The 19,755-nt window shown below is 70.3% G+C and carries 22 protein-coding genes, 1 pseudogene and 1 riboswitch; of the genes and pseudogenes, 17 read left to right on the top strand and 6 right to left on the bottom strand.

Features of this window, described 5'->3' with window-relative positions; all coding sequences use genetic code 11:
* Positions 1 to 82 precede the first annotated feature (82 nt).
* Positions 83 to 805: a siderophore-interacting protein gene (locus ACLQ3K_RS13000; RefSeq protein WP_425999770.1), complete on the bottom strand. Its 723-nt coding sequence runs from the start codon at positions 803 to 805 to the stop codon at positions 83 to 85.
* Between the two features lie 114 nt (positions 806 to 919).
* Here ACLQ3K_RS13000 and ACLQ3K_RS12995 point away from each other — a divergent pair, with 114 nt between their 5' ends.
* A complete protein-coding gene (locus tag ACLQ3K_RS12995; protein WP_425999769.1) occupies positions 920 to 2,761 on the top strand; it encodes an ABC transporter ATP-binding protein/permease in 1,842 nt (613 codons plus the stop codon).
* On the opposite strand, the gene ACLQ3K_RS12990 is transcribed toward ACLQ3K_RS12995, so the two are convergent.
* A complete protein-coding gene (locus ACLQ3K_RS12990) occupies positions 2,750 to 3,478 on the bottom strand; it encodes an SDR family oxidoreductase (protein ID WP_425999767.1) in 729 nt (242 codons plus the stop codon). The two genes, ACLQ3K_RS12995 and ACLQ3K_RS12990, sit on opposite strands and share 12 nt — an antisense overlap.
* A gap of 80 nt (positions 3,479 to 3,558) precedes the next feature.
* Here ACLQ3K_RS12990 and ACLQ3K_RS12985 point away from each other — a divergent pair, with 80 nt between their 5' ends.
* The 3 genes from ACLQ3K_RS12985 to ACLQ3K_RS12975 all read left to right on the top strand — a co-directional run bounded on the left by ACLQ3K_RS12985 (position 3,559) and on the right by ACLQ3K_RS12975 (position 4,730).
* Positions 3,559 to 3,867, top strand: a complete 309-nt coding sequence (locus tag ACLQ3K_RS12985; protein WP_425999765.1) for a winged helix-turn-helix transcriptional regulator — start codon at positions 3,559 to 3,561, stop codon at positions 3,865 to 3,867.
* Between the two features lie 124 nt (positions 3,868 to 3,991).
* Complete coding sequence (locus ACLQ3K_RS12980; RefSeq protein ID WP_425999763.1) at positions 3,992 to 4,369, top strand: hypothetical protein; 378 nt, start codon at positions 3,992 to 3,994, stop codon at positions 4,367 to 4,369.
* 40 nt (positions 4,370 to 4,409) lie between these two features.
* Positions 4,410 to 4,730, top strand: a complete 321-nt coding sequence (locus ACLQ3K_RS12975; RefSeq protein WP_224645932.1) for a hypothetical protein — start codon at positions 4,410 to 4,412, stop codon at positions 4,728 to 4,730.
* A 111-nt stretch (positions 4,731 to 4,841) separates the two neighbouring features.
* Here ACLQ3K_RS12975 and ACLQ3K_RS12970 read toward each other — a convergent pair whose 3' ends face one another.
* On the bottom strand, positions 4,842 to 6,230 hold the full coding sequence (locus ACLQ3K_RS12970; protein ID WP_224645933.1) for an FAD-dependent oxidoreductase: 1,389 nt from the start codon (positions 6,228 to 6,230) through the stop codon (positions 4,842 to 4,844).
* A 145-nt stretch (positions 6,231 to 6,375) separates the two neighbouring features.
* Here ACLQ3K_RS12970 and ACLQ3K_RS12965 point away from each other — a divergent pair, with 145 nt between their 5' ends.
* Genes ACLQ3K_RS12965 through ACLQ3K_RS12955 form a run of 3 tightly spaced genes read left to right on the top strand, consistent with a single transcriptional unit; the run spans position 6,376 to position 8,468 of the window.
* Complete coding sequence (locus tag ACLQ3K_RS12965; protein WP_425999760.1) at positions 6,376 to 6,843, top strand: hypothetical protein; 468 nt, start codon at positions 6,376 to 6,378, stop codon at positions 6,841 to 6,843.
* On the top strand, positions 6,840 to 7,253 hold the full coding sequence (locus ACLQ3K_RS12960; RefSeq protein ID WP_425999758.1) for a rhodanese-like domain-containing protein: 414 nt from the start codon (positions 6,840 to 6,842) through the stop codon (positions 7,251 to 7,253). Before ACLQ3K_RS12965 ends, ACLQ3K_RS12960 begins: the two co-directional genes overlap by 4 nt.
* Positions 7,254 to 7,262: 9 nt before the next feature.
* A complete protein-coding gene (locus ACLQ3K_RS12955; RefSeq protein ID WP_425999756.1) occupies positions 7,263 to 8,468 on the top strand; it encodes an O-succinylhomoserine sulfhydrylase in 1,206 nt (401 codons plus the stop codon).
* Between the two features lie 38 nt (positions 8,469 to 8,506).
* Here ACLQ3K_RS12955 and ACLQ3K_RS12950 read toward each other — a convergent pair whose 3' ends face one another.
* Entirely contained in the window at positions 8,507 to 9,181 is a 675-nt protein-coding gene (locus ACLQ3K_RS12950; RefSeq protein WP_425999754.1) for a copper homeostasis protein CutC, read from the bottom strand.
* A gap of 9 nt (positions 9,182 to 9,190) precedes the next feature.
* Positions 9,191 to 9,616, bottom strand: coding sequence for a DUF4279 domain-containing protein (locus ACLQ3K_RS12945; protein ID WP_425999752.1), 426 nt, complete (start codon positions 9,614 to 9,616; stop codon positions 9,191 to 9,193).
* A 98-nt stretch (positions 9,617 to 9,714) separates the two neighbouring features.
* On the opposite strand from ACLQ3K_RS12945, the gene ACLQ3K_RS12940 reads away from it, so the two are divergent.
* From ACLQ3K_RS12940 to ACLQ3K_RS12930, 3 genes are all read left to right on the top strand, one after another.
* A complete protein-coding gene (locus tag ACLQ3K_RS12940; protein WP_425999750.1) occupies positions 9,715 to 10,095 on the top strand; it encodes a hypothetical protein in 381 nt (126 codons plus the stop codon).
* Positions 10,092 to 10,715: a DUF3885 domain-containing protein gene (locus ACLQ3K_RS12935; protein ID WP_425999748.1), complete on the top strand. Its 624-nt coding sequence runs from the start codon at positions 10,092 to 10,094 to the stop codon at positions 10,713 to 10,715. The genes ACLQ3K_RS12940 and ACLQ3K_RS12935 overlap by 4 nt, the downstream gene beginning before the upstream one ends.
* A gap of 220 nt (positions 10,716 to 10,935) precedes the next feature.
* Positions 10,936 to 12,102 (top strand): RtcB family protein, encoded by a 1,167-nt coding sequence (locus ACLQ3K_RS12930; protein ID WP_425999746.1) that lies wholly within the window; start codon positions 10,936 to 10,938, stop codon positions 12,100 to 12,102.
* 22 nt (positions 12,103 to 12,124) lie between these two features.
* Here ACLQ3K_RS12930 and ACLQ3K_RS12925 read toward each other — a convergent pair whose 3' ends face one another.
* Positions 12,125 to 12,910, bottom strand: a complete 786-nt coding sequence (locus ACLQ3K_RS12925) for an HAD-IIA family hydrolase (RefSeq protein ID WP_161499513.1) — start codon at positions 12,908 to 12,910, stop codon at positions 12,125 to 12,127.
* An 84-nt stretch (positions 12,911 to 12,994) separates the two neighbouring features.
* Positions 12,995 to 13,106, top strand: a riboswitch (SAM riboswitch).
* 53 nt (positions 13,107 to 13,159) lie between these two features.
* Between ACLQ3K_RS12925 and ACLQ3K_RS12920 the strand changes: the two genes are divergently transcribed.
* The 7 genes and pseudogenes from ACLQ3K_RS12920 (at position 13,160) to ACLQ3K_RS12890 (ending at position 19,700) form a co-directional block, all read left to right on the top strand.
* Positions 13,160 to 14,443 carry an aminotransferase class V-fold PLP-dependent enzyme gene (locus ACLQ3K_RS12920; RefSeq protein WP_425999744.1) on the top strand — a complete coding sequence of 428 codons (1,284 nt, stop codon included), beginning with the start codon at positions 13,160 to 13,162 and terminating at the stop codon, positions 14,441 to 14,443.
* 14 nt (positions 14,444 to 14,457) lie between these two features.
* Positions 14,458 to 14,844 (top strand): hypothetical protein, encoded by a 387-nt coding sequence (locus ACLQ3K_RS12915; protein ID WP_224645945.1) that lies wholly within the window; start codon positions 14,458 to 14,460, stop codon positions 14,842 to 14,844.
* A gap of 23 nt (positions 14,845 to 14,867) precedes the next feature.
* Positions 14,868 to 15,350 (top strand): YbaK/EbsC family protein, encoded by a 483-nt coding sequence (locus ACLQ3K_RS12910; RefSeq protein ID WP_425999742.1) that lies wholly within the window; start codon positions 14,868 to 14,870, stop codon positions 15,348 to 15,350.
* A gap of 104 nt (positions 15,351 to 15,454) precedes the next feature.
* Positions 15,455 to 15,931 carry a MarR family winged helix-turn-helix transcriptional regulator gene (locus tag ACLQ3K_RS12905; RefSeq protein WP_224645947.1) on the top strand — a complete coding sequence of 159 codons (477 nt, stop codon included), beginning with the start codon at positions 15,455 to 15,457 and terminating at the stop codon, positions 15,929 to 15,931.
* Positions 15,928 to 17,589, top strand: a pseudogene (locus ACLQ3K_RS12900) (MDR family MFS transporter); the annotation flags it as partial. The gene ACLQ3K_RS12905 and the pseudogene ACLQ3K_RS12900, both read left to right, overlap by 4 nt.
* Before the next feature lie 63 nt (positions 17,590 to 17,652).
* The gene (locus ACLQ3K_RS12895; protein ID WP_425999830.1) at positions 17,653 to 18,990 is read left to right on the top strand and encodes a tRNA-guanine transglycosylase; all 1,338 of its coding nucleotides are present in this window, start codon (positions 17,653 to 17,655) and stop codon (positions 18,988 to 18,990) included.
* 35 nt (positions 18,991 to 19,025) lie between these two features.
* Positions 19,026 to 19,700, top strand: coding sequence for a hypothetical protein (locus ACLQ3K_RS12890; protein WP_336669779.1), 675 nt, complete (start codon positions 19,026 to 19,028; stop codon positions 19,698 to 19,700).
* Positions 19,701 to 19,755: the final 55 nt, after the last annotated feature.

Raw genomic sequence — 19,755 nt, 5'->3', positions numbered from 1 at the left:
ACTGCTGCCGCTGCCGCGGCGGCTGCTGCCGAAGAACTCACGGGGTGCACTCTAGGCGCCGTAGCGGCGGGGTGCCAACGGGTTATCCGCGCTGCAGCCAGTAGGCCTGGGACTTGATCCGGTCCTTCGGCAGGCCGAAGTCGCGCTTGGCGGCCTTGGTGATCTCGCGCGTCGCCTTGGTCTCGGCGGCGACGAACAGGAAGGCATCCGCACCGATCCCGGCGCCGACGACCGTGGACACCAGTGTGGCGCCGCGGTTCTCGCGCGGCACCCAGGTGACGGCCTCGCTCTGCACGTGAAGCTCCCGCTCGCCGTCGTGCTGGTACTCCAGGTACACGCGGCACGGGGCCTGCGCGGTCCCGAGGATGCTGTTGATCGCGGGGATCGACGCGGCGTCGCCCACGAGCACGTACTCCGACGGTGCCGGCTCCTCCGGGACCGTCAGGTCGGCGCCCATCATGGTGGCGGCGATCCGGTCGCCCGGCTCGGCGTCCAGGGCCCAACTGGGCGCGGGACCGTCGTGCATCGCGAACTCGATGGTGAACTCCGAGCCCTCGGGCGCGACGATCGTGTAGCCGCGCTGCACGAGCGTCCCCTCGTCCGCGTCGGTCGTCGCGGCGCCGCTCTTCGGCACCCACAGGCGCACCCACATGGTCGGGAACCACGGGTTGTCCTGCAGGAAGTCGCCGCCGTCGAAACGGATGCGGTGATAGTGCTCGCTGACGGCCTCCGTCGACAGCACCGTGAAAACGTAGTCGTCCGCCCGCATCGCCTTGAGGATCAGGCCGGTCACTCCTCTACCCATGAAGCTGAGGCTACCCTAATCGACTCGATCATCGCGAGCACATGCCGCGTGCGCTGGGCTGATACGGGTTAAGCTTCCTCAATTCTTCACACGGTCCAGCAGAGGAGCCGCGGGATGGAGATGTCCAACGATTGGAGTGCGGAGTGGGCCGCGAGTGCGTGGTGGCTGCTCAAGGCGGTCGCTATCACCACGCCGATCTTCGTGGTCGTGCTCGCGGTCTGCTTCGTGAGTACGAAGTGGGGCCGCCAGTTCTGGCGCGTCTCCGGCGCGTACTTCACGGGGCGTGACTCCTGGCGGGTCTATGCGCGCATCCTGCTGCTCATCGTGTCGACGCTCGCGGCCGTCCGGTTGTCCGTGCTGTTCACGTACTTCTACAACGACTCGCAGACGGCGCTGCAGTACGCCGTGCAGGCGGTGTCGAAGGGTGATTCGCCGGCGCTGCAGGCTGCCGAGGACGGGTTCTGGCTGTCGATGCGGATCTTCGCGCTGCTCGCCGTGCTGTGGGTGGCGCGGGCGTTGATCGACTACCTCGTGAACCAATGGCTCGTCATCGACTGGCGGATCTGGCTCACCGAACGTGTCGTCGACGACTACCTCGACGGCGAGGCGTACTACCGCAATCGGTTCATCGACGACACGATCGACAACCCCGACCAGCGGATCCAGGCGGACATCACCGCGTTCGTGGCCACGTCGGTGTCCCTGTCGTTCGGGGCGGTCAACGCGGTGGCGTCGATCATCTCGTTCACGAAGATCCTTTGGGAGCTGTCCGCACCCATGACGATCCTCGGCGTCACGATTCCCCGCGCGATGCTGTGGCTGGTGTTCGCGTACGTGCTGATCAGCACGGTGATCGCCTTCTGGATCGGTCGGCCGCTCATCAATCTCAACTTCATCAACGAGCGCCTCACCGCCGCGTACCGGTACGCGCTCGTGCGTCTGCGGGACAACGCCGAGCGGGTGGCGTTCTACCAGGGGGAGCAGGTCGAGCGGCGCACGCTCCTCGGCCGGTTCTCCGCGGTGATCGCCAACACCTGGGCGATCGTGTTCCGCTCCTTGAAGTTCAGCGGGTGGAACCTCACCGTGAGTCAGACGGCGGAGGTGTTCCCGATGGTGATCCAGGCGCCGCGGGTCTTCTCCGGCGAGCTCACCATCGGTGACGTCAGTCAGACCGCGAGCGCGTTCCGGCAGGTGCACGACTCGCTGTCGTTCTTCCGTTTGTCGTACGACGACTTCGCGGAGTACCGCGCATCCCTCATCCGTTTGGACGGCCTTCTCACGGCCGACGATGAGTCCCGGAAGCTGCCGCGCGTCAAGGGAACCGACGAGGACCGGTCGGTTAGGCTCGACGGCATCGGCGTCCGCAAGCCCGACGGGGTCGTTCTCGTCGACGACCTCCGGCTGCACCTGGAGCCCGGCGACGCCGTGGTCGTCAAGGGTGTCTCGGGATCCGGCAAGACGACCCTCCTGCGCGCGCTCGCCAGGATCTGGCCCTATGCGGACGGCGAGATCGGGCGCCCCGCTGGAGCCGAGACGCTGTTCGTGTCGCAGCTGCCGTATCTGCCGCTCGGCGACCTGCGGACCGCGCTGAGCTACCCGGCGGAGCCCGGCGCGTTCGGCGACGACCTACTGCGGGAGGTCCTCGGCAAGGTCTTCCTGCCACATCTCGCGGACCGGCTGGACGACGAGGAGGACTGGGCGGCGGTGCTCTCCCCGGGCGAGCAGCAGCGCATCGCGTTCGCGCGCATCCTCCTGATCAGGCCGCAGGCCGTGTTCCTCGACGAGGCCACGTCCGCCGTCGACGAGGGGCTCGAGCACTCGCTGTACACGCTGATCCGGGGCGAGGTGCCCGAGGTCGTCCTCGTGAGCGTCGCCCATCGCAGCACCGTCGACAGGCACCACGCGCACCGACTCGAGCTCAGCGGTAGCGGGTCGTGGGAGTACTCACCGCTGTAGGCCCGCGACGAGGTCGCGGCCGCCCACGTAGGTGGTGGTGTGCTCCGGCGAGCCGCCGGTGTCGACGGTGCCTGCGATCGCGGCGGCGAACTCGGTGGCGGTCGGCAGGGGGCCGTGGCTGCGCCGTTCCTCGACGGCGGCGGGGTCGCGGCGCTCCAGGAGCCGGACGATGATCGTGCCCTCGATCATGTCGCCCGAGACGACGCGCACGTCGAGGCCGAGTTCCGCGGCGAGCGCGCGCAGGGCCCGCTCCCCGGCGAGCTTGCTGGCCGCGATCGGCTCGTAGCCGGCGGGCACGGGGTGGGTCTCGGAGAAGTGTGCCTGGTGGCTGGTGACGAAGACGATCCGCCCGCCCGGCCGCAGGTGCTCCGCGGCCGCGCGGGCCGCGGCGACCTGCGCGTCCCGGTTCAACCGCATCGCGTAGTCCTGGTCGGCGCCGAGCTCCAGGCCGCCGGAGGCGTTGAGGACCACCGCGTCGATCGGGCCGAACGCGGCGACCGCCGCATCGAGGAGGTGGGCCGGTCCATCGGCCGCGGTCACGTCCGCGCCCACCGCGATCGCCCGCCCGCCGGCCTCGCGGACCAGGTCGCACACCTTCTCCGCCCGGCGTTCCTTCTCGCGGTAGTTCACCACCACGTCGTGCCCGCGCGCGCCGAGCGCCACCGCCGTCTCGGCGCCCACCCCGCGGGACGCCCCGGTCACCACTACGACCGCCATCGCTGAACCTCCATGCTTCTGATTTAGAACTGCCGCCAGCATGACGCTTCGATTTCAGAAGCGCAAGTAGGCTCTGTCTCGTGTCAGTGCGCGATGTGGTGCCGCAGCGCCGCGAGGAACCGGATCCCGCGGCGGTCGCTGCGATGGACCTGCTCGGTCAGCGCTGGGTGTTGCGCATCGTCTGGGAGCTCGAGCCGGGATCGCTCGGCTTCCTCGAATTGCGCAGGCGCATGGGCAATTGCAGCTCCAGCGTGCTCGCCACCCGGCTCGCGCAGCTCGTCGAGAAGGGCATCGCCCGCAAGCTCCCCGACAAGCAGTACGAACTCACGCCTCGCGGCGAGGCCCTCGGTCGCGCCCTCTGGCCCGTCTGGGACTGGGCGGCCGGCTGACTCCCGCACGGTGCCCTGCGGTGGATTTTCCCGCTCAGCGGTCACAATCCACTGCAGGACGAGGCCCGGCGACAGATGGCCGAGTGCGCCGTGGGCGCGCGACGGCTCGCCTAGAGTGTTGCGTATGCAGAAGCGGACAACCCGGACCTACCCTGGCGTGCTCGCCGCGGTGGCCATGGTGCTGCTGGTGCCCGGTGTCGGGGCGGGCACGGCATCCGCCGATCCGTCGACCGGCGCGGAGTGCCGGATGTTCGAGACGAAGCCCGGCTACGAGTGCCGATTCGGGAAGTGGGAGCGGGACTTCACGCCGCCCAGCCCAGGGAAGTCGTGCACCATCGGAGAGACGGCACCGGGGCAACCGCTCACCTGCTCCGGCGGGATCTGGATCGTCAAGCCCGCCTTCCCCGGCGGCGAGAAGTGCACCGCCATGGGCGCTCAGCGCGTTGGCCCGGGCGGACTCCAGTCCTGTACGCACGGCCCCTACGGATTCACCTGGGAATGAATGCGTCGGCCCGTCGCGGCCGACGAGGAGGAGGAGAACGATGAAACGAGCGATTGCGGCCATCGGCGCGTGCGCGGGACTGGTGACGGTCGGGGCGGTGCTCACCGCGGGGCCCGCGGGCGCGGACTGCGGCGCCGCCGCGCGGGATGATTGCGTCGTCCAGCGCGACGCGACGCGGACGGAGACCGTCACGGTCACCCGGACGAAGACCACCACGTCGACCACGACCACCACGTCGACGACGACGCGCACCACGACGGTCACCGTCACCGCGACGCGGACGCGTGCCGCCGCGCTCGGCGTCGCGCGGGTCGGGCACGACCCGGCCGACGGCCCCGTCGTCACCGCGCGACCGGACTGAGCGCCCGCGCGGCGAGGAGTCACCGCGCGACCGAATTAGAATCATCGTGAGCGAAAAGTGCCGCCGCCCCGAAAAATCGGGACGGCGGCACCGTCGTACGTGCGCTCGGGACTAGTCCTGCTGGACCTTGCCCGGCTCCGAGGCGGCCAGCATGTCGCCGCGCTCGACGACCTTCACGCGCTCGCGGCCCTCGGCCTCGCCCAGGCTGCGCTCGTGCTCGTCGAGGCGGTACCAGCCGTCCCAGGTGGTGTACGGGGTGTCGTGGTCGTCCAGCCAGTCGGTGACGCCGGTGGTCGACGGGTCCGACGGGGCGTTCAGCTTGCCGGCGTGGAAGTCCTCCAACAGGCACGCGATGGTCTCGTTGGCGTCGCCCTTGGTGTGGCCGATGAGGCCGACGGGGCCGCGCTTGATCCAGCCGGTGGTGTAGACGCCCGTGATGTGCTGACCTGCGTCGATGACGCGGCCGGCCTCGTTGGGGATGACGCCGGCCTGGTCGTCGAAGGGGATCTCGGGCAGGTCGTTCGAGAGGTAGCCGACGGCGCGGTAGACGGCGCCGAGCTCCCAGTCGGTGAACTTGCCGGTGCCCCGGACGTTGCCGGTGCCGTCGAGCTCGGTGCGCTCGGTGCGCAGGCCCGTGACCTTGCCGTTCTCGCCCAGGATCTCGACGGGCGACTCGAAGAGGTGGATGAACAGCTTGTGCGGGCGGTTGTTCGGCTCGCGGATCGCGTAGTTCTCGAGGATCGTGGCGACCTGGTCGGTGATCTTCGACTCGCGGCGGGCCTTGGCCGAGCCCTCGTCGTACTCGATGTCCTCGGGGTTCACGACGACCTCGATGGTCTGCGAGTGGTCGAGCTCCTTGAGCTCGAGCGGAGTGAACTTCACCTGCGCCGGGCCGCGGCGACCGAAGACGTGCACCTCCTTGGCCTTGTTGACCTTGAGGCCCTCGTAGACGTTCGGCGGGATCTCGGTGGGGAGCAGCTCGTCTGCGGTCTTGGCCAGCACGCGGGCCACGTCGAGGCCCACGTTGCCGACGCCCAGGACGGCCACCTTCTCCTCGGTGAGCGGCCACTCGCGCGAGAAGTCCGGGTGCCCGTCGTACCAGGCCACGAACTCGGCGGCGCCGTAGCTGCCCTCCAGGTCGATGCCGGGGATCTCCAGGTTGCGGTCGGCGACGGCGCCCGTGGAGAAGATCACCGCGTCGTAGTGGCGGCGCACGTCCTCGAGGGTGAAGTCCTTGCCGAAGTCGAGGTTGCCGAGCAGGCGGACCTGCGGCTTGTCGAGCACCTTGTGCAGCGCGGTGATGATGCCCTTGATCCGCGGATGATCGGGGGCGACGCCGTACCGGATCAGGCCGAACGGTGCCGGCATCTTCTCGAAGAGATCGATGCTGACGCCGGGGTCCTTCGCCTCGTCGGACTTCATGAGGGCGTCCGCTGCGTAGATACCAGCGGGGCCCGCGCCCACGATCGCGACGCGCAACGGGCGGTTCTGTTCGGTCATGTGAAGTCGGCTACCTTGTCTGCATACGCGGTTGAAGTTCCCCACCAGGTTAGTGCGGACTTATCAACTGTTCCTAGTGCGGGTGGTCCATCCCACCCATCCAAGGAACTGGAACGTGTTCTAGTAGCAGAGGGTAGAGACTTCAGTGAGCGCAGACAAGGCCCCCGCCGGACCGCCGCCCGAACGCCGCACCACGGCGACCCCGTTCATCATCGCGCTCGTGGTCGCCGTCGTGCTCATCGGCGGCGTCCTCGCCTGGAACGCGATCCGCCCCTCCGATGAGCGGCTCAGCGATTCCGCGCAGGTCCAGGTCACGATCGGCCAGTACTACGGCGCCCTGAACAAGGGGCGGTACGCGGATCTCGTCGCCAACACCTGCGCCAAGGACCGCTCCGCCGCCGACTTCCCGAAGGAGGCCGGCTTCCCCGACGCGCGCAAGGCCGTCGTCGAGCGCGAAGGCGAGGCGAAGCTGGACGAGAAGGGCGTCAAGAACCTCACCGTGAACGGCGACTCCGCGTCCGCCGATCTCACGGTGACCTACGAGAAGGCGGGCGAGCGCACCGAGCAGGCGAAGTTCGTCCGCGAAGACGGCAAGTGGAAGAAGTGCTCGTGAACTACGCCGGAAACCTGACGCCGCGCGAGGCCTGGGAGCTGCTCGAACAGGACCCCGCGGCCATCCTCGTCGACTGCCGCACCGAGGCCGAGTGGAACTACGTCGGCATCCCCGAGCTCTCGCAGGTCGGGCGCAATCCCGTGCTCGTCGAGTGGCAGCGCTATCCCGACGGTGCGCTCAACCCCACGTTCGTCGACGAGCTCCGCGCCAAGGGCGTCACCGACGAGGCACCCGTGGTCTTCCTCTGCCGCTCCGGGCACCGCTCGATCGGCGCCGCGGAGACCGCCACCGCCGCCGGCGTGACGCGCGCCTACAACGTGCTCGACGGCTTCGAGGGCCCCATCGACGCACTCGGGCACCGGGGCGTCGCGGGCTGGCGCGCTGACGGCCTGCCCTGGCGGCAGTTCTAGGCTGAAGCCATGACGGAGTTCAGCCCCCTGCCCGACGGCCTGCGGCCCGAGACGTACGCGGTGCGCGGCGGCGTCCTGCGCACGAACTACGAGGAGACCTCCGAGGCGCTCTTCCTGAACTCGGGCTACACCTACGAGAGCGCCGAGGCCGCCGAGGCCGCCTTCAACGGCGACATCGACCGGTTCGTGTACTCGCGCTACGGCAATCCGACGGTGGCGATGTTCCAGGAGCGCCTGCGCCTCCTGGAGGGCGCCGAGGCCTGCTTCGCGACCGCCTCCGGCATGTCCGCCGTCTTCACCGCACTCGGCGCGCTGCTCAAGGCCGGCGACCGGCTCGTGGCGGCCCGCTCGCTGTTCGGCTCCTGCTACGTCGTGTGCAACGAGATCCTGCCGCGCTGGGGCATCGAAACCGTCTTCGTCGACGGCGAGGACCTCGCCCAGTGGGAGGAGGCGCTCAGCGTCCCCACCCAGGCCGTCTTCTTCGAGACCCCCGCGAACCCGATGCAGGGCCTCGTCGACGTGCGCGCCGTGGCATCGCTGGCGCACGCCGCGGGCGCGCAGGTCGTGCTCGACGCCGGCTTCACGCCGGTCGGCTACCAGGATTCGCTCGGGATGGGCGCCGACGTGATTGTGCACTCCTCCACCAAGACCATGGACGGCCAGGGCCGCGTCATGGGCGGCGCGATCCTCGGCCGGTTCGACTACATCGACGGTCCGGTGAAGCAGCTGATGCGGCACACGGGCCCCGCGATGGCGCCGTTCAACGCCTGGGTGCTGCTCAAGGCGCTGGAGACGCTGGACCTGCGGGCCGAGCGGGTCAGCGCGAACGCGCAGAAGGTCGCCGAGTTCCTCGACGCCGACCCCCGCGTCTCGAAGGTGCTCTTCCCCTTTCTGCCCTCGCACCCGCAGCACGAGCTGGCGAAGGCCCAGATGAAGGCCGGCGGCACCGTGATCACCCTCGAGCTGGCCGATTCCGCTTCGGCCGCAGGGAAGGCGCGGGCCTTCGAGTTCCTCAACCGGCTGCAGGTCATCGACATCTCCAACAACTTCGGCGACGCCAAGTCGCTGATCACCCACCCCGCCACCACGACGCATCGCGCGACGGGGCCGGAGGGTCGCGCGAAGATCGGGCTCACCGATTCGATGCTGCGCCTGTCCGTCGGGCTGGAGAACGTCGACGACCTCATCGACGACCTGGACCGCGCCCTCGGTTGATCCGGCGGAAATGTGCGGTCGTTCGTTCTCACGATCGCTCAGCCGGATGACCGCACATTCAGCGCCGCTCGCCACCGACGCGTGGCATCCGCCGACACCGGGGAATCCCATCCCTCGGGTCGCGCCGCGCTCCCGATGTGGAAGGCGTCGATGCCCGCTGTCGTGAGGCGCGGCAGGTGATCTGGGCGCAGTCCGCCGCCGGCCAGGATCCTTTGCAGTCCTGACGCTTCCGCGATGAGCGTGGCGATGCCGTGATCGACGCCGGAGGCCGCGCCCGCGGTGAGGAAGCCGTCGAGCCCCGGCAGCTCCGCCACGGCGGCCCGCAGCGCTGCGCGGTCCGCGCAGTGGTCGATCGCGCGGTGGAAGGTCCACGGCGCGCCGTCGATCGCCTCGACGACCCGCGTCACGGCCGGCAGGTCCACGGCGCCGTCGGGGGTGAGGAAGCCGAGCACGAACTCCTCCGCCCCAGCGCTTCTCAGGTCGACGGTGCGCCGCACCAGCGCGCCGAGGTCCCCGGGCACGAATCCGTCGACGAGCCGGAGCATCACGCGCACGGGGATGTCCACGGCGGCACGGACCTCGGCGACGGTGGTAGGGGAGGGGCTCAGCCCGTCGGCCGCCATGTCCGCGACCAGCTCCACCCGGTCCGCCCCGCCCTCCTGTGCGGCGACGGCATCGCGTGCGTCCAGGGCGATGACTTCCAGCAGTGCCATTCGCCCACCTTAGGTTCGGTCGCTGATCCGAGGCGGACCCGCATAGATGTCGAGGTCGAGTGCGATTCCCCGATCGCCGAGCGCGCTGAGCGTCATCGGAGAGACGACGAGACCTTCGTTCCCGCCTTGGAGGAACCATCCGCAGAACAGGCGGACGGAATATCGATCGCGCAGCTCGTGCCATACGGCGAGGTCGGAGGGGAGGCGGCTCAGGAGCTGCATCACCTGCTCGTCGATGTCGGCCGGCTCGGTGGAGCCACCCTCGAGTGACCACAGGCCGAAACCTGCGGTCCGCGCGCCGCGTCCGGTCGGCACCGGATCGCCCCTCGCGTAGGACAGAGTCGGCGGAGTGTCGAGCATCCGCGTGACGATCACGGGGTCCAGGGCGCCGCCGCTGACCTGCAGAGAGACGACGGCGCGGTGTACGAGCGGCATGTGGTCGACGCTAGGTCGCTGCGCCGCGCGAGATCAACGGAGTATTCGCCGGTGAAACCACTGGCGCCGCAATCACGGGCCGAATTACGGTGCAGCTCATGGAACCGTCCGCGCCTAAGAATCTGCGCCCGCTCACCGATCGTGAGCGGGCAATTCTCGACGGCTTCCTATCGTTCGACTATCCCGGCGTCGACGAGCTCCGCGCCCAGTTTGCGACCCTCCGCGTAAACCCGGTGCGATCCTGTAGATGCGGCTGTGGCACGGTCGATCTTGTGGCGGACCGTGTGTTGTCGCCCGCCGCCGCGCCGAGTCCGCTCCCGGTGGGCGCAGAGATCCCCGGCGACGGAGACATACCGTTGGGCGGAATGATCGTGTTCCTGCTCGACGGCTACCTCGCGAGCCTCGAGGTCTACCACTACGGCAGCGGCCCGCTCCAGCTGCCCGCGATCGAAGACGTCGACTGGAGCGGCCCCCGATGAGTGATTCCCGCGGAATCCGGCGACCGACTGCGGGCGAGGTCGCGGAGTTCGACGCCGCGTGGCGTCACAACTTCGGAGCCACTCTTCGTGCGATGGAGTTGCGGAACGGATCCCGGCACAGCAGGTGGGTTCGGCTGCACAGCCTTCCAGAGAGCAAGCGCTACGCCGAGACTGAAGCCGAGTACGAGGAACTATTGCGGCGGTACTTCGCGGTTCTTGACGAGCTGCGCGGCGAGGACGAGGTCCTGACGGTCGTGACGTTCGCATTTTCGTTCTCGACGTCGCCGCGGCCCGTCCGGCGCACCTCCCTTCTTGCTGACCTCCTTCCGCAGCCACGCTATTGGCGAAGCGTTTCCGAGGGGTACGACCAGGACGAGGAGCAGGCATGGGCGCACGCGTACCTGCACCGCGTCCACCGTGATGCGCCTGTGTTGCGGGAGTTGTTCAAGGTTGTCGCCGACGATCGCACTGGCGATGTCGTCGTGACGGATTCGTACGCCACCTGGGTCCACTGTCCGTACGACGGCGGTTCGGACCTCATTCTGAGGAGCCCGGCTGAGCGGGACCGGGTGTCCGAAATGTTCACGGAGTGGCGCTCGCCCTGGGAGCACGGGTTGTAGACCGGGAAAGTCGGTGGACCGCTGTGGCGCGGTCGAATACCCTGCCGTTCATGGATATGCGCAAGCTCCCCGAATCGCTGCGGCAGTGCTACCGCCGTCGGTTCGGCGTGCCCGCATAACCTGCGGCAACCCGGGCCGTCGCTTCATCGCCGGCTCGGGAGCCATGCGTCACACGCATGGCCACTCGGACCGGTGACCATCACACCGAGACGAGAAAGACATGGAGAAGATCAGTAAGTCCTTGGTCTCGTGGGCGTCCATCCTGGACGAGAAGACCCGCGAGCAGGCGATCAACACGGCGAAGCTGCCGTTCATCTACCCGCACATCGCGTTGATGCCCGACGCCCACCTGGGCAAGGGCGCCACCGTCGGCTCGGTCATCCCGAGCCTCGGCGCCGTGATCCCCGCGGCGGTCGGCGTCGACATCGGCTGCGGCATGATCGCGGTCCGCACCCAGTTCACGAAGTCCGACCTGCCCGACGACCGCGCGACGGTGCGTGAGGCCATCGAGCGGGCGGTCCCGCTGTCGCCGGGCCGCTACAACAAGAAGGTCGTGGCCACGGCGGAGCCGAGGATCGCGGAGCTGACGGCGCTCGCCGAGCGGGCGGATTTCGACCCCGCGCAGTACGCCGGGAACTGGGCGCTGCAGCTGGGCACCCTCGGCGGCGGGAATCACTTCATCGAGATCAGCCTCGATGAGGACGATACCGTCTGGGCGTTCCTGCACTCCGGCTCCCGGGGCGTGGGCAACAAGATCGCCCAGCACCACATCGCCGTAGCGACCCGCCTGTGCAAGCAGTGGTGGATCCCGCTGCCGGACCCGGACCTCGCGTACCTCGTGGAGGGGACGCCCGAGTTCCGCCGGTACATCGCCGAGCTGACGTGGGCGCAGCACTTCGCGCTGCTCAACCGTGAGGAGATGATGGACCGGGTGGTCCGCCAGCTCGGCGAGTGGGTGGGGACGCCCGTCGTGGAGGCGGAGCGGATCAACTGCCACCACAACTTCACCAAGCGCGAGAAGCACTTCGGCAAGGAGGTGTGGGTGTCGAGGAAGGGTGCGATCGAGGCCACCGAGGGCAAGCTCGGCCTCATCCCGGGCTCGATGGGCACCGCGTCGTACATCGTCGAGGGCAAGGGCTTCGCCCCGTCGCTGAACAGTTCGCCGCACGGCGCGGGCAGGGAGTACTCCCGGTCCGCGGCGCGCAAGGCCTTCACGCACGAGCAGCTGCGGGAGGCCATGACGGGCATCGAGTTCCGCGACAGCCCCGACTTCATCGACGAGATCCCACAGGCCTACAAGCCGATCGACCGGGTGATGGCCGACGCGGAGCAGTTGGTCACGGTCCGCGCCGTCCTGCGCCAGATCGTGAACGTCAAGGGGCAGTGACCCGTTCCCCGGCTGGGTGCTCTCAGCCGGGGAACGGGTCTTCCGTGTGTCCGACGAGGTCGGCGACGGAGTCGATGGTGCGGGTCGGCCGGTACGGGTAGGCGGTCACCGACTCGCGGGTGGAGATGCCGGTGAGCACGAGGATGGTGCGCAGGCCCGCCTCCAGGCCGCAGACGATGTCGGTGTCCATCCGGTCGCCGATCATCAGCGTGTCCGCGGAGTGCGCCCCGAGCGCGCGCAGCGCGGACCTCATCATCAGCGAGTTCGGCTTGCCCACGTAATAGGGCGAGCGGCCCGTGGCCTCGCGGATCAGGGCGGCCACGGCGCCGGTGGCGGGCAGCAGCCCGTCGCGCGACGGCCCCGTCGGGTCCGGGTTCGTCGCGATGAAGCGCGAGCCGCGGTCGATCAGGCGGATCGCCGTGGTGATCGCCTCGAAGGAGTAGGTGCGGGTCTCGCCGAGCACCACGTAGTCCGGATCGTTGTCGGTGAGCACGTAGCCCGCGTCGTGCAGCGCCGTCGTCAGGCCCGACTCGCCGACCACGTAGGCGGTGCCGTTCGGCCGCTGGTCCTGGAGGAACTTCGCGGTGGCGAGCGCGGAGGTCCAGATCCGCGATTCGGGTATGTCGAGCCCGGTGGCGACCAGGCGTGCGCGCAGGTCGCGAGGGGTGCGCGTCGAGTTGTTGGTGAGCACCATGAACGGCGTCCCGGCTGCCGTCAGCTCCGCGATGAACGCGTCGGCGCCGGGGATGAGGTGCTCCTCATGGACCAGCACTCCGTCCATGTCCATCAGGTACGTCCACTCGCTCATGCCCGCGAATGTACTCCCGGAGGTTTGGCGTCGCCGTGATTCGAACCTTGACGACGGGCCGCACGACAGGGCATTCTCGACGCAGGTCATGAGTGCCAGCGACAAGCCCCGGCTCGCTGGTCGGCAACCCTCCTCCGCGGTGGGGTGCTCCGGGTGACGACCTGGCCGCACCGAACGAGTGCGGCAAGCGCGGATTCGCGGCACGTCGGAAACAGGTGCCGTGCGTCCTCATACCGAAGGACATCTCTCATGAGCATCGCCACCACCGAGCGCACCGCCGTCTGCCTGACCCCGACCGTCCGCAGCACGCCGCTGTCGCTGGGCCCCCTCGCCGCCGTGACCGGCGCCGACGAGTACGCCCCGCTCACCGACGGCGCGACGGTCCGCTACGCCAACTTCGACTACGCCGCGAGCGCGCCGGCCCTGGTCGAGGTGCAGCAGGCGGTCCAGGAGGCGCTGGGCGAGTACGCGAGCGTGCACCGCGGCGCCGGCTACCTCTCGCAGCGCTCCACCTCCCGCTACGAGCGGGCCCGCGAGGTCGTCGCCGAGTTCGTGGGCGCCCGCGCCGACGACCACGTCATCTTCACCGGCAACACCACCGACTCGATCAACCTGCTCGCGGGCTGCGTCCCCGGCGAGGTCGTGGTCCTCGACTGCGAGCACCACGCGAACCTGCTGCCGTGGAAGCGGATCGGGGCCCGCGTGATCTCCGCTCCGCTGTCTATCGAGGGCACCCTCGAGGTGCTCGAGAAGGAGCTCCGCGCGCGCCCCGCGGCCCTGGTCAGCGTGACCGGCGCGTCCAACGTCACCGGCGAGGTGCTGCCCATCCGCCGGCTCGCCGCGCTCGCCCACCGGCACGGCGCACGCATCGCGGTCGACGGTGCCCAGCTGGTCCCGCACCGTCGGATCTCGCTGCGCGAGAGCGGCGTCGACTACCTCGCCTTCTCCGGGCACAAGCTGTACGCGCCCTTCGGCTCCGGCGTGCTCGTCGGCCGCGCCGACTGGTTCGACGAGGCCGAGCCCGTCCGCTGCGGCGGCGGCGCCAGCTACGAGGTGATCGGCACGCCCGTGTCGAAGTCCGTCGAGGTCGCCTGGCACACCGGCCCCGCGCGGCACGAGGCCGGCTCGCCCAACGTCCTCGGCGCGGTCGCCATCGCCGCCGCCTGCGAGGCCATGGCCCGCCTCGGTGAGGACGCCATCGCGCGCCATGAGCGCTTCCTCACCGACCTGCTGCTGCGTTCGCTCGAGGGTGTCGACGGTGTCCGCACGCTGAAGATCTGGGCCGACTCCACCGAGCGGGTGGGCATCGTCGCCTTCACCGTGGACGGCCGCACGCCCCGCGAGGTCGCCGAGTTCCTCTCGTCCGAGCACGGGATCGGCGTGCGCGACGGGAAGTTCTGCGCCCACCCCGTCGTTAACCGATTGGGATGCTACGACGGCGCCGTCCGCGCGAGCATCGGCCTCGGCACGAGCGAGCACGAGGTGCGCCGCCTGGCGCGCGCCCTCGAAGACCTGTCCGCACGAGCGAACTGAACCCGGAGGAATCCATGACGACCGTCTCCCGCCCCGCACTGGTGGTCACCGTCGACGGTGAGCCCGAGGCCTCGCACCTGACCCGCGTACGCGCCGCCGACCTGCGCATCGCGCAGCGGGAGCGCGGCTACCTGCGCGCCGAGGCCGAGCGCGCCGGGCGGGAGCCGGGCGCGGTCGCGCTCGAGGTCGACGTGGTGATCGACGAGCGCGCCGCCGACGCCCGCGCCAGCTACGCCCCGAGCGGCGCCGCGCCGCAGGGCATCACGTACATCGGCACCCCGTCGGGCCTGAAGTCCCTGATCGAGGACGTCTACGCGGCCGAGGTCGCCGACGCCGTCGTGCTGCGCCCCGTCGGCGGGGCGCGCACCAAGGACCTCATCGCCACCCTGCTCGCCGCGTAGCGGGGGCGGGCATACTGATCGGCGTGACCGAGCAGTACTCCGCCCGCACCGAGACCGTCCGCGCGGCCCTGGCCGCCGCGGGGCACCCGGACACCGTCCGCCTGGTGCCGGACGGTGCCAAGACCGCCGCGGAGGCCTCGGCGGCGCTCGGCTGCGAGGTGGGCGCGATCGCCAACAGCCTCGTCTTCCTGGCCGACGGTGCGCCGCTGCTCGTCCTCTCGAGCGGGCGGCACCGCGTGGACACCGACGGCCTCGCGCAGCGGCTCGGCTACGGCGCGATCACCCGCGCGAAGCCGGACGACGTGGCCGCCGCGACCGGCCAGGTCATCGGCGGCGTCTCGCCCGTCGGGCATCCGCGGCCGGTGGTCACCGTCATCGACGAGTCGCTCGCCGGCTATCCGGACCTGTACGCCGCGGCCGGGACGCACGACACGATCTTCCGCACCGACTTCGCCGCGCTCGTGGCGCTCACTGGTGCCAGAATCGTCACGACATCGGCGGCATAGGCCGGTTCGCCCGAGTCGACTAGTTCTCCTAATAGTTGTAGGCTGCACGTAGTTTTGCATGTCCGAACACGGCGACGTGGGCGGACGGGACCTGCGGAGGCGTGATGACGGACGAGGAACGGGCGGACCGGATCGAGGGGATCGTCGGCGTGATCGCCGAGCTCACCCGGCTCAAGGAGCGGCACGCCGTGATGACGCGGCACGCGGTCGCGCCGGACGGCGTCGAACTGGCGGCGTACACCGCGCTCTTCGCCCTGGTGAAGGGCGGGCCCATGCGCTCGTCCGTGCTCGCGGACCAGATCCACACCGACCCGTCCACCGCGAGCAGGTACGTCACCACCCTGACCAACCTGGGCTACGCCGAGCGCACCGCCGATCCCTCGGATCGCCGGGCGGCGCTCGTCTCCGCGACGGAGGCGGGGGAGGCCAAGGTCGAGTTCATCCGGCAGCAGCGCAACGAGAAGCTCCGGCCCCTCATGGAGCAGTGGACCGACGAGGAGATCGACCAGTTCGTGACGCTCGGGAACCGGGCGCTGGTGCAGTTCGAGCAGGCCCTCAAGCTGATGCGGGAAGGCGAGTGACCGCCGCGACGGTCCAGCAGGAGGAGGCCGCGGGCGCGGGCCTCACGCACAAGCAGATCCTCTACATCCTGTCGGGGCTCATGACCGGCATGTTCCTGGCCGCGCTCGACCAGACGATCGTCTCCACCGCGATCCGGACCATCGCGGACGACCTCAACGGCTACAAGCTGCAGGCGTGGGTCACCACGGCGTACCTCATCACCTCGACGATCGTCACCCCGCTGTACGGCAAGCTGTCGGACATCTACGGGCGCAAGCCCTTCGTCATGTTCGCCATCACGGTCTTCGTGATCGGCTCCCTGCTGTGCAGCACGGCCACGTCGATGTACGAGCTGGCCGCCTTCCGCGCGGTCCAGGGTCTCGGCGCCGGCGGCCTGATGTCGCTGGCGCTCACCATCATCGGCGACATCGTGCCGCCCCGCGAGCGCGCCAAGTACCAGGGCTACTTCCTCGCCGTGTTCGGCACCAGCTCGGTGCTCGGACCCGTGCTCGGCGGCCTGTTCTCGGGCGCCGACAACATCCTCGGCATCGCCGGCTGGCGCTGGGTCTTCCTGGTGAACGTGCCGATCGGCATCGTCGCGCTCGCGGTCGTCTCCCGCGTGCTGCGCCTGCCGCACACCCGCCGCGAGGGCGTCCGCATCGACTGGTTCGGCGCGGTCGCGCTGTCCGTCGGCCTGGTCCCGCTGCTCATCGTCGCCGAGCAGGGCCAGGAGTGGGGCTGGGGCTCCAGCAAGGCGCTGATCTGTTACGGCATCGGCGCCGCCGGCGTCCTCGCGTTCATCGCCATCGAGAAGTACATGGGCGAGGACGCGATCATCCCACTGCGCATCTTCAAGAACGTCATCTTCGCGCAGGGCGTGCTCATCTCGATGGTCGTGGGCGCCGCGATGTTCGGCGGGATCTCGCTGCTTCCCCAGTACTTCCAGGTGGTCCGCGGCGCCAGCCCGACGAAGGCGGGCTTCCTCATGCTGCCGATGGTCGCGGGCCTCATGCTCGGCTCGATCCTGGCCGGCCAGGTGATCTCCCGCACCGGCCGCTACCGCGTCTTCCCGATCATCGGCGCGGTACTGCTCACCGCGGGCATGTTCGGCATGCACTACATCAGCGCGGATGTGCAGATCGGCTACGTGATGGCGGGTGCGGCCGTGATCGGCTTCGGCCTCGGCAACCTGATGCAGCCGCTCACCCTGGCGCTGCAGAACATCCTGCCGCCGCGCGACATGGGCGTCTCCACCGCCGCCGCGACCTTCTTCCGCCAGATCGGCGGCACGCTGGGCGTCGCGGTCTTCCTCTCCGTGCTGTTCTCGCAGATGCCGCACAAGATGAGCAGCCGGATGACCGATGCGGCCGCGGACCCCGAGTACACGGCCGCCGTCCAGCGCGCCGCCGCCGGCCACGACGGCCCGGCCGCGCAGGACTTCGCCACGAAGCTCGTGCACGGCGATTCCAGCGCCGTCAGCGACGTCATGTCCGACACCTCCGCGCTGCAGAAGCTGCCCGACACCCTGGTGCACCCGCTCAAGGCCGGGTTCGCCGACTCCATGGACGTGGTCTTCCTCGCCGTCACCGTGCTGGCGGCGATCGGCCTGGTCCTCGTACTGTTCTGGAAGGCGGTGCCCCTGCGCACCGCCCCGGCCATCGAGGCGACCACCCCGGAGGCCGGCGCCGCCGCGACGCCTGACAGCATCGAGACCGCGGAGATCAGCGCCGCCGCGGCATCCGTGGCGGGCACAGCAGCGACGGAGGAGATCGTGACCGAACCGCCCACCGGCCCCGTCCCCACACCGCCCACGCCCGCGCAGGCCGCGGCCTCCCGCTCCGAGATCGACGAGCTCCGGGCCCAGAACGCCTCGCTCGCCGCCGAACTCGCCGAGCTGCGCACCGGCTACCGGGCGATCGCCGGCAACACCCGGCTGCGCGCTTCCGGCACCACCGACTCCGTGCGCTTCGCTGTCGAAGCCACCGGTCCCGGCGGGGCCCGATCGGGCCGGATGGTGCTGCCCCGCGGCGAGATCGCCACGCCCGCCTACGTGCCGGTGGCGAGCCGCGGCGCGATCGCCGGCCTCACCCCGCGCGAGCTGACCGACCTCGGCGCCGCGGCGCTGACCGTCGACCTGCACGAGCTGTACCTGCAGCCCGGTGTCGACGTCATCGAGGGCGCCGGCGGCATCGGCGCCGCGATGGCCTGGGCGGCGCCCACGATCGCCGACACCGGCGTCGCCGCGGTCGCCGCGCAGCGCAAGACGCGGATCACGGACGAGGGCATCGCCTTCCGGGGCCGGCTCGACGGCTCGCCGCATCGCTGGGACCCCGAGGAGACGGTGCGCCTGGCGCACCGCATGGGCTTCGACGTCGCCTTCGCGCTCGCCGACGCGGCGGACCCCGCGCGCACCGAGCGGTGGGCCCGCCGGGCGCTCGCCGAGCACGCCTGGCAGACCGCGGACCGGCACGACGCCCTCTCGCTGTGGGCCGTGGTGACCGGCGGCGCGGACCCCGAGCGTCGACGGTCCGCGGCCCGCGCACTGCGCAGGCTCGCGGACGAGGACCGGCGGGCCGGAGGACTGGGCTTCGGCGGCTACCGGATCGAGGGCGTCGGTGCCCCCGCCCACGAGACCGCGCTGCTGCGCGCCGTCGTCGGCGAGCTCGAGACGGACCGTCCGCGCTACCTCGGCGGCATCACCGGCCCGGCGGATCTGCTGGCCGCGATCGAGGCGGGCGTGGACCTGCTCGACGGCACCGAGCCCGCGCGGGCCGGCGCCGAGGGCCGCGTCTACACCTCGACGGGCGTCCTCGACGTCACCGATCCCGCGCTGCGCGCGGACTTCCGGCCGCTCGACCCCGCCGAGGGGCGCCCGGGCGGGCCCAACCGGACGGACGCCTTCACCCGCGCCTACGTGCACCACCTCTTCGCCGCGAACGAGGGCCTCGCCGTGACGCTGTGCACCCTGCACAACGAGCACTTCTTCGTGTCCCTCGCCGCGGCCGCGCGCCGCGCGATCCGCGACGGGGGTTACCCGGCCTTCACCGCGTCGTTCCTGCGGCGGTTCGGTAAGGTCTAGCCCGATCCGCTACCCCGATCGGCAGGAGAAAGCCGTTGCGCCGCAGTGACCAGACCCGTTCCCTCGGCATCCTCGCGGCGCTCGCCGCGTCGGGCCTCCTGCTCGCCGGCTGCGGCGGGAGCGGCGACGAGACGGCACCGTCGTCCGCCGCCCCGGACGTCGACGTGCCGTCGAAGGCGCTCGCCCAGGCTGACCTGCCCGCGGGGCTGACCCTGACCACCGTGTCGAGCGACGACGCCTTCCAGGGCGCCATGAACTCCGTCGGCCAGGTGCAGGCGGCGCAGATCACGCCCGCGGCCTGCAAGGACAAGAACGTCGCCGCGCAGCAGGAGGTCGTGGAGACGATCAAGTTCGGCGTCCAGCAGAACATCGCGAAGGGCGACGCCGCCGTCTACGGCGTCACGCTGCTGCCGGGCTCGGCGCGCCTGGACGTCTTCGAGGCCGCCGGCACAGGGGAGTGCGCGACCGTGAAGTACGGCGATGCGCTGACCCAGACCGCCGTCCGCAAGGACCTGCCCGCGAACGTCGGCGGCACGGGCTTCGTGCTCGAGATGACCCGCACGATCAGCGGGCAGTCCGCCGGCGCCCGCACCGCCTACTTCAGCAAGGGCGGCGTGGTCGCGATGGTCACCGCCAACCCGGGGGCCGACGGCAAGATCGACCAGGCCGGCTTCGAGGAGATCCTGGGGCGCGTCGCCGGCAAGCTGTAGCCCGCAAGCCCGGACAGACGCGAAGCGGCGGCGAGGAGATCCTCGCCGCCGCTTC

Origin of the sequence: Tsukamurella sp. DT100, from assembly GCF_049844855.1 — a bacterium.
Classification (GTDB): domain Bacteria; phylum Actinomycetota; class Actinomycetes; order Mycobacteriales; family Mycobacteriaceae; genus Tsukamurella.
The sequence above is the reverse complement of the archived record's forward strand: the minus strand, read 5'-3'. Positions and strand labels throughout refer to the sequence as shown.

Bases quoted from the DNA above. Each gene is read 5' to 3' on its own strand.
- ACLQ3K_RS12925 (WP_161499513.1), bottom strand. From the start codon at position 12,910: ATGAGCGAGTGGACGTACCTGATGGACATGGACGGAGTGCTGGTCCAT.
- ACLQ3K_RS12930 (WP_425999746.1), top strand. From the start codon at position 10,936: ATGGAGAAGATCAGTAAGTCCTTGGTCTCGTGGGCGTCCATCCTGGAC.
- ACLQ3K_RS12995 (WP_425999769.1), top strand. From the start codon at position 920: ATGGAGATGTCCAACGATTGGAGTGCGGAGTGGGCCGCGAGTGCGTGG.
- ACLQ3K_RS12950 (WP_425999754.1), bottom strand. From the start codon at position 9,181: ATGGCACTGCTGGAAGTCATCGCCCTGGACGCACGCGATGCCGTCGCC.
- ACLQ3K_RS12975 (WP_224645932.1), top strand. From the start codon at position 4,410: ATGAAACGAGCGATTGCGGCCATCGGCGCGTGCGCGGGACTGGTGACG.
- ACLQ3K_RS12920 (WP_425999744.1), top strand. From the start codon at position 13,160: ATGAGCATCGCCACCACCGAGCGCACCGCCGTCTGCCTGACCCCGACC.
- ACLQ3K_RS12990 (WP_425999767.1), bottom strand. From the start codon at position 3,478: ATGGCGGTCGTAGTGGTGACCGGGGCGTCCCGCGGGGTGGGCGCCGAG.
- ACLQ3K_RS12905 (WP_224645947.1), top strand. From the start codon at position 15,455: ATGACGGACGAGGAACGGGCGGACCGGATCGAGGGGATCGTCGGCGTG.
- ACLQ3K_RS12915 (WP_224645945.1), top strand. From the start codon at position 14,458: ATGACGACCGTCTCCCGCCCCGCACTGGTGGTCACCGTCGACGGTGAG.
- ACLQ3K_RS12940 (WP_425999750.1), top strand. From the start codon at position 9,715: ATGGAACCGTCCGCGCCTAAGAATCTGCGCCCGCTCACCGATCGTGAG.
- ACLQ3K_RS12955 (WP_425999756.1), top strand. From the start codon at position 7,263: ATGACGGAGTTCAGCCCCCTGCCCGACGGCCTGCGGCCCGAGACGTAC.
- ACLQ3K_RS12945 (WP_425999752.1), bottom strand. From the start codon at position 9,616: ATGCCGCTCGTACACCGCGCCGTCGTCTCTCTGCAGGTCAGCGGCGGC.
- ACLQ3K_RS12935 (WP_425999748.1), top strand. From the start codon at position 10,092: ATGAGTGATTCCCGCGGAATCCGGCGACCGACTGCGGGCGAGGTCGCG.
- ACLQ3K_RS12970 (WP_224645933.1), bottom strand. From the start codon at position 6,230: ATGACCGAACAGAACCGCCCGTTGCGCGTCGCGATCGTGGGCGCGGGC.
- ACLQ3K_RS12980 (WP_425999763.1), top strand. From the start codon at position 3,992: ATGCAGAAGCGGACAACCCGGACCTACCCTGGCGTGCTCGCCGCGGTG.
- ACLQ3K_RS13000 (WP_425999770.1), bottom strand. From the start codon at position 805: ATGGGTAGAGGAGTGACCGGCCTGATCCTCAAGGCGATGCGGGCGGAC.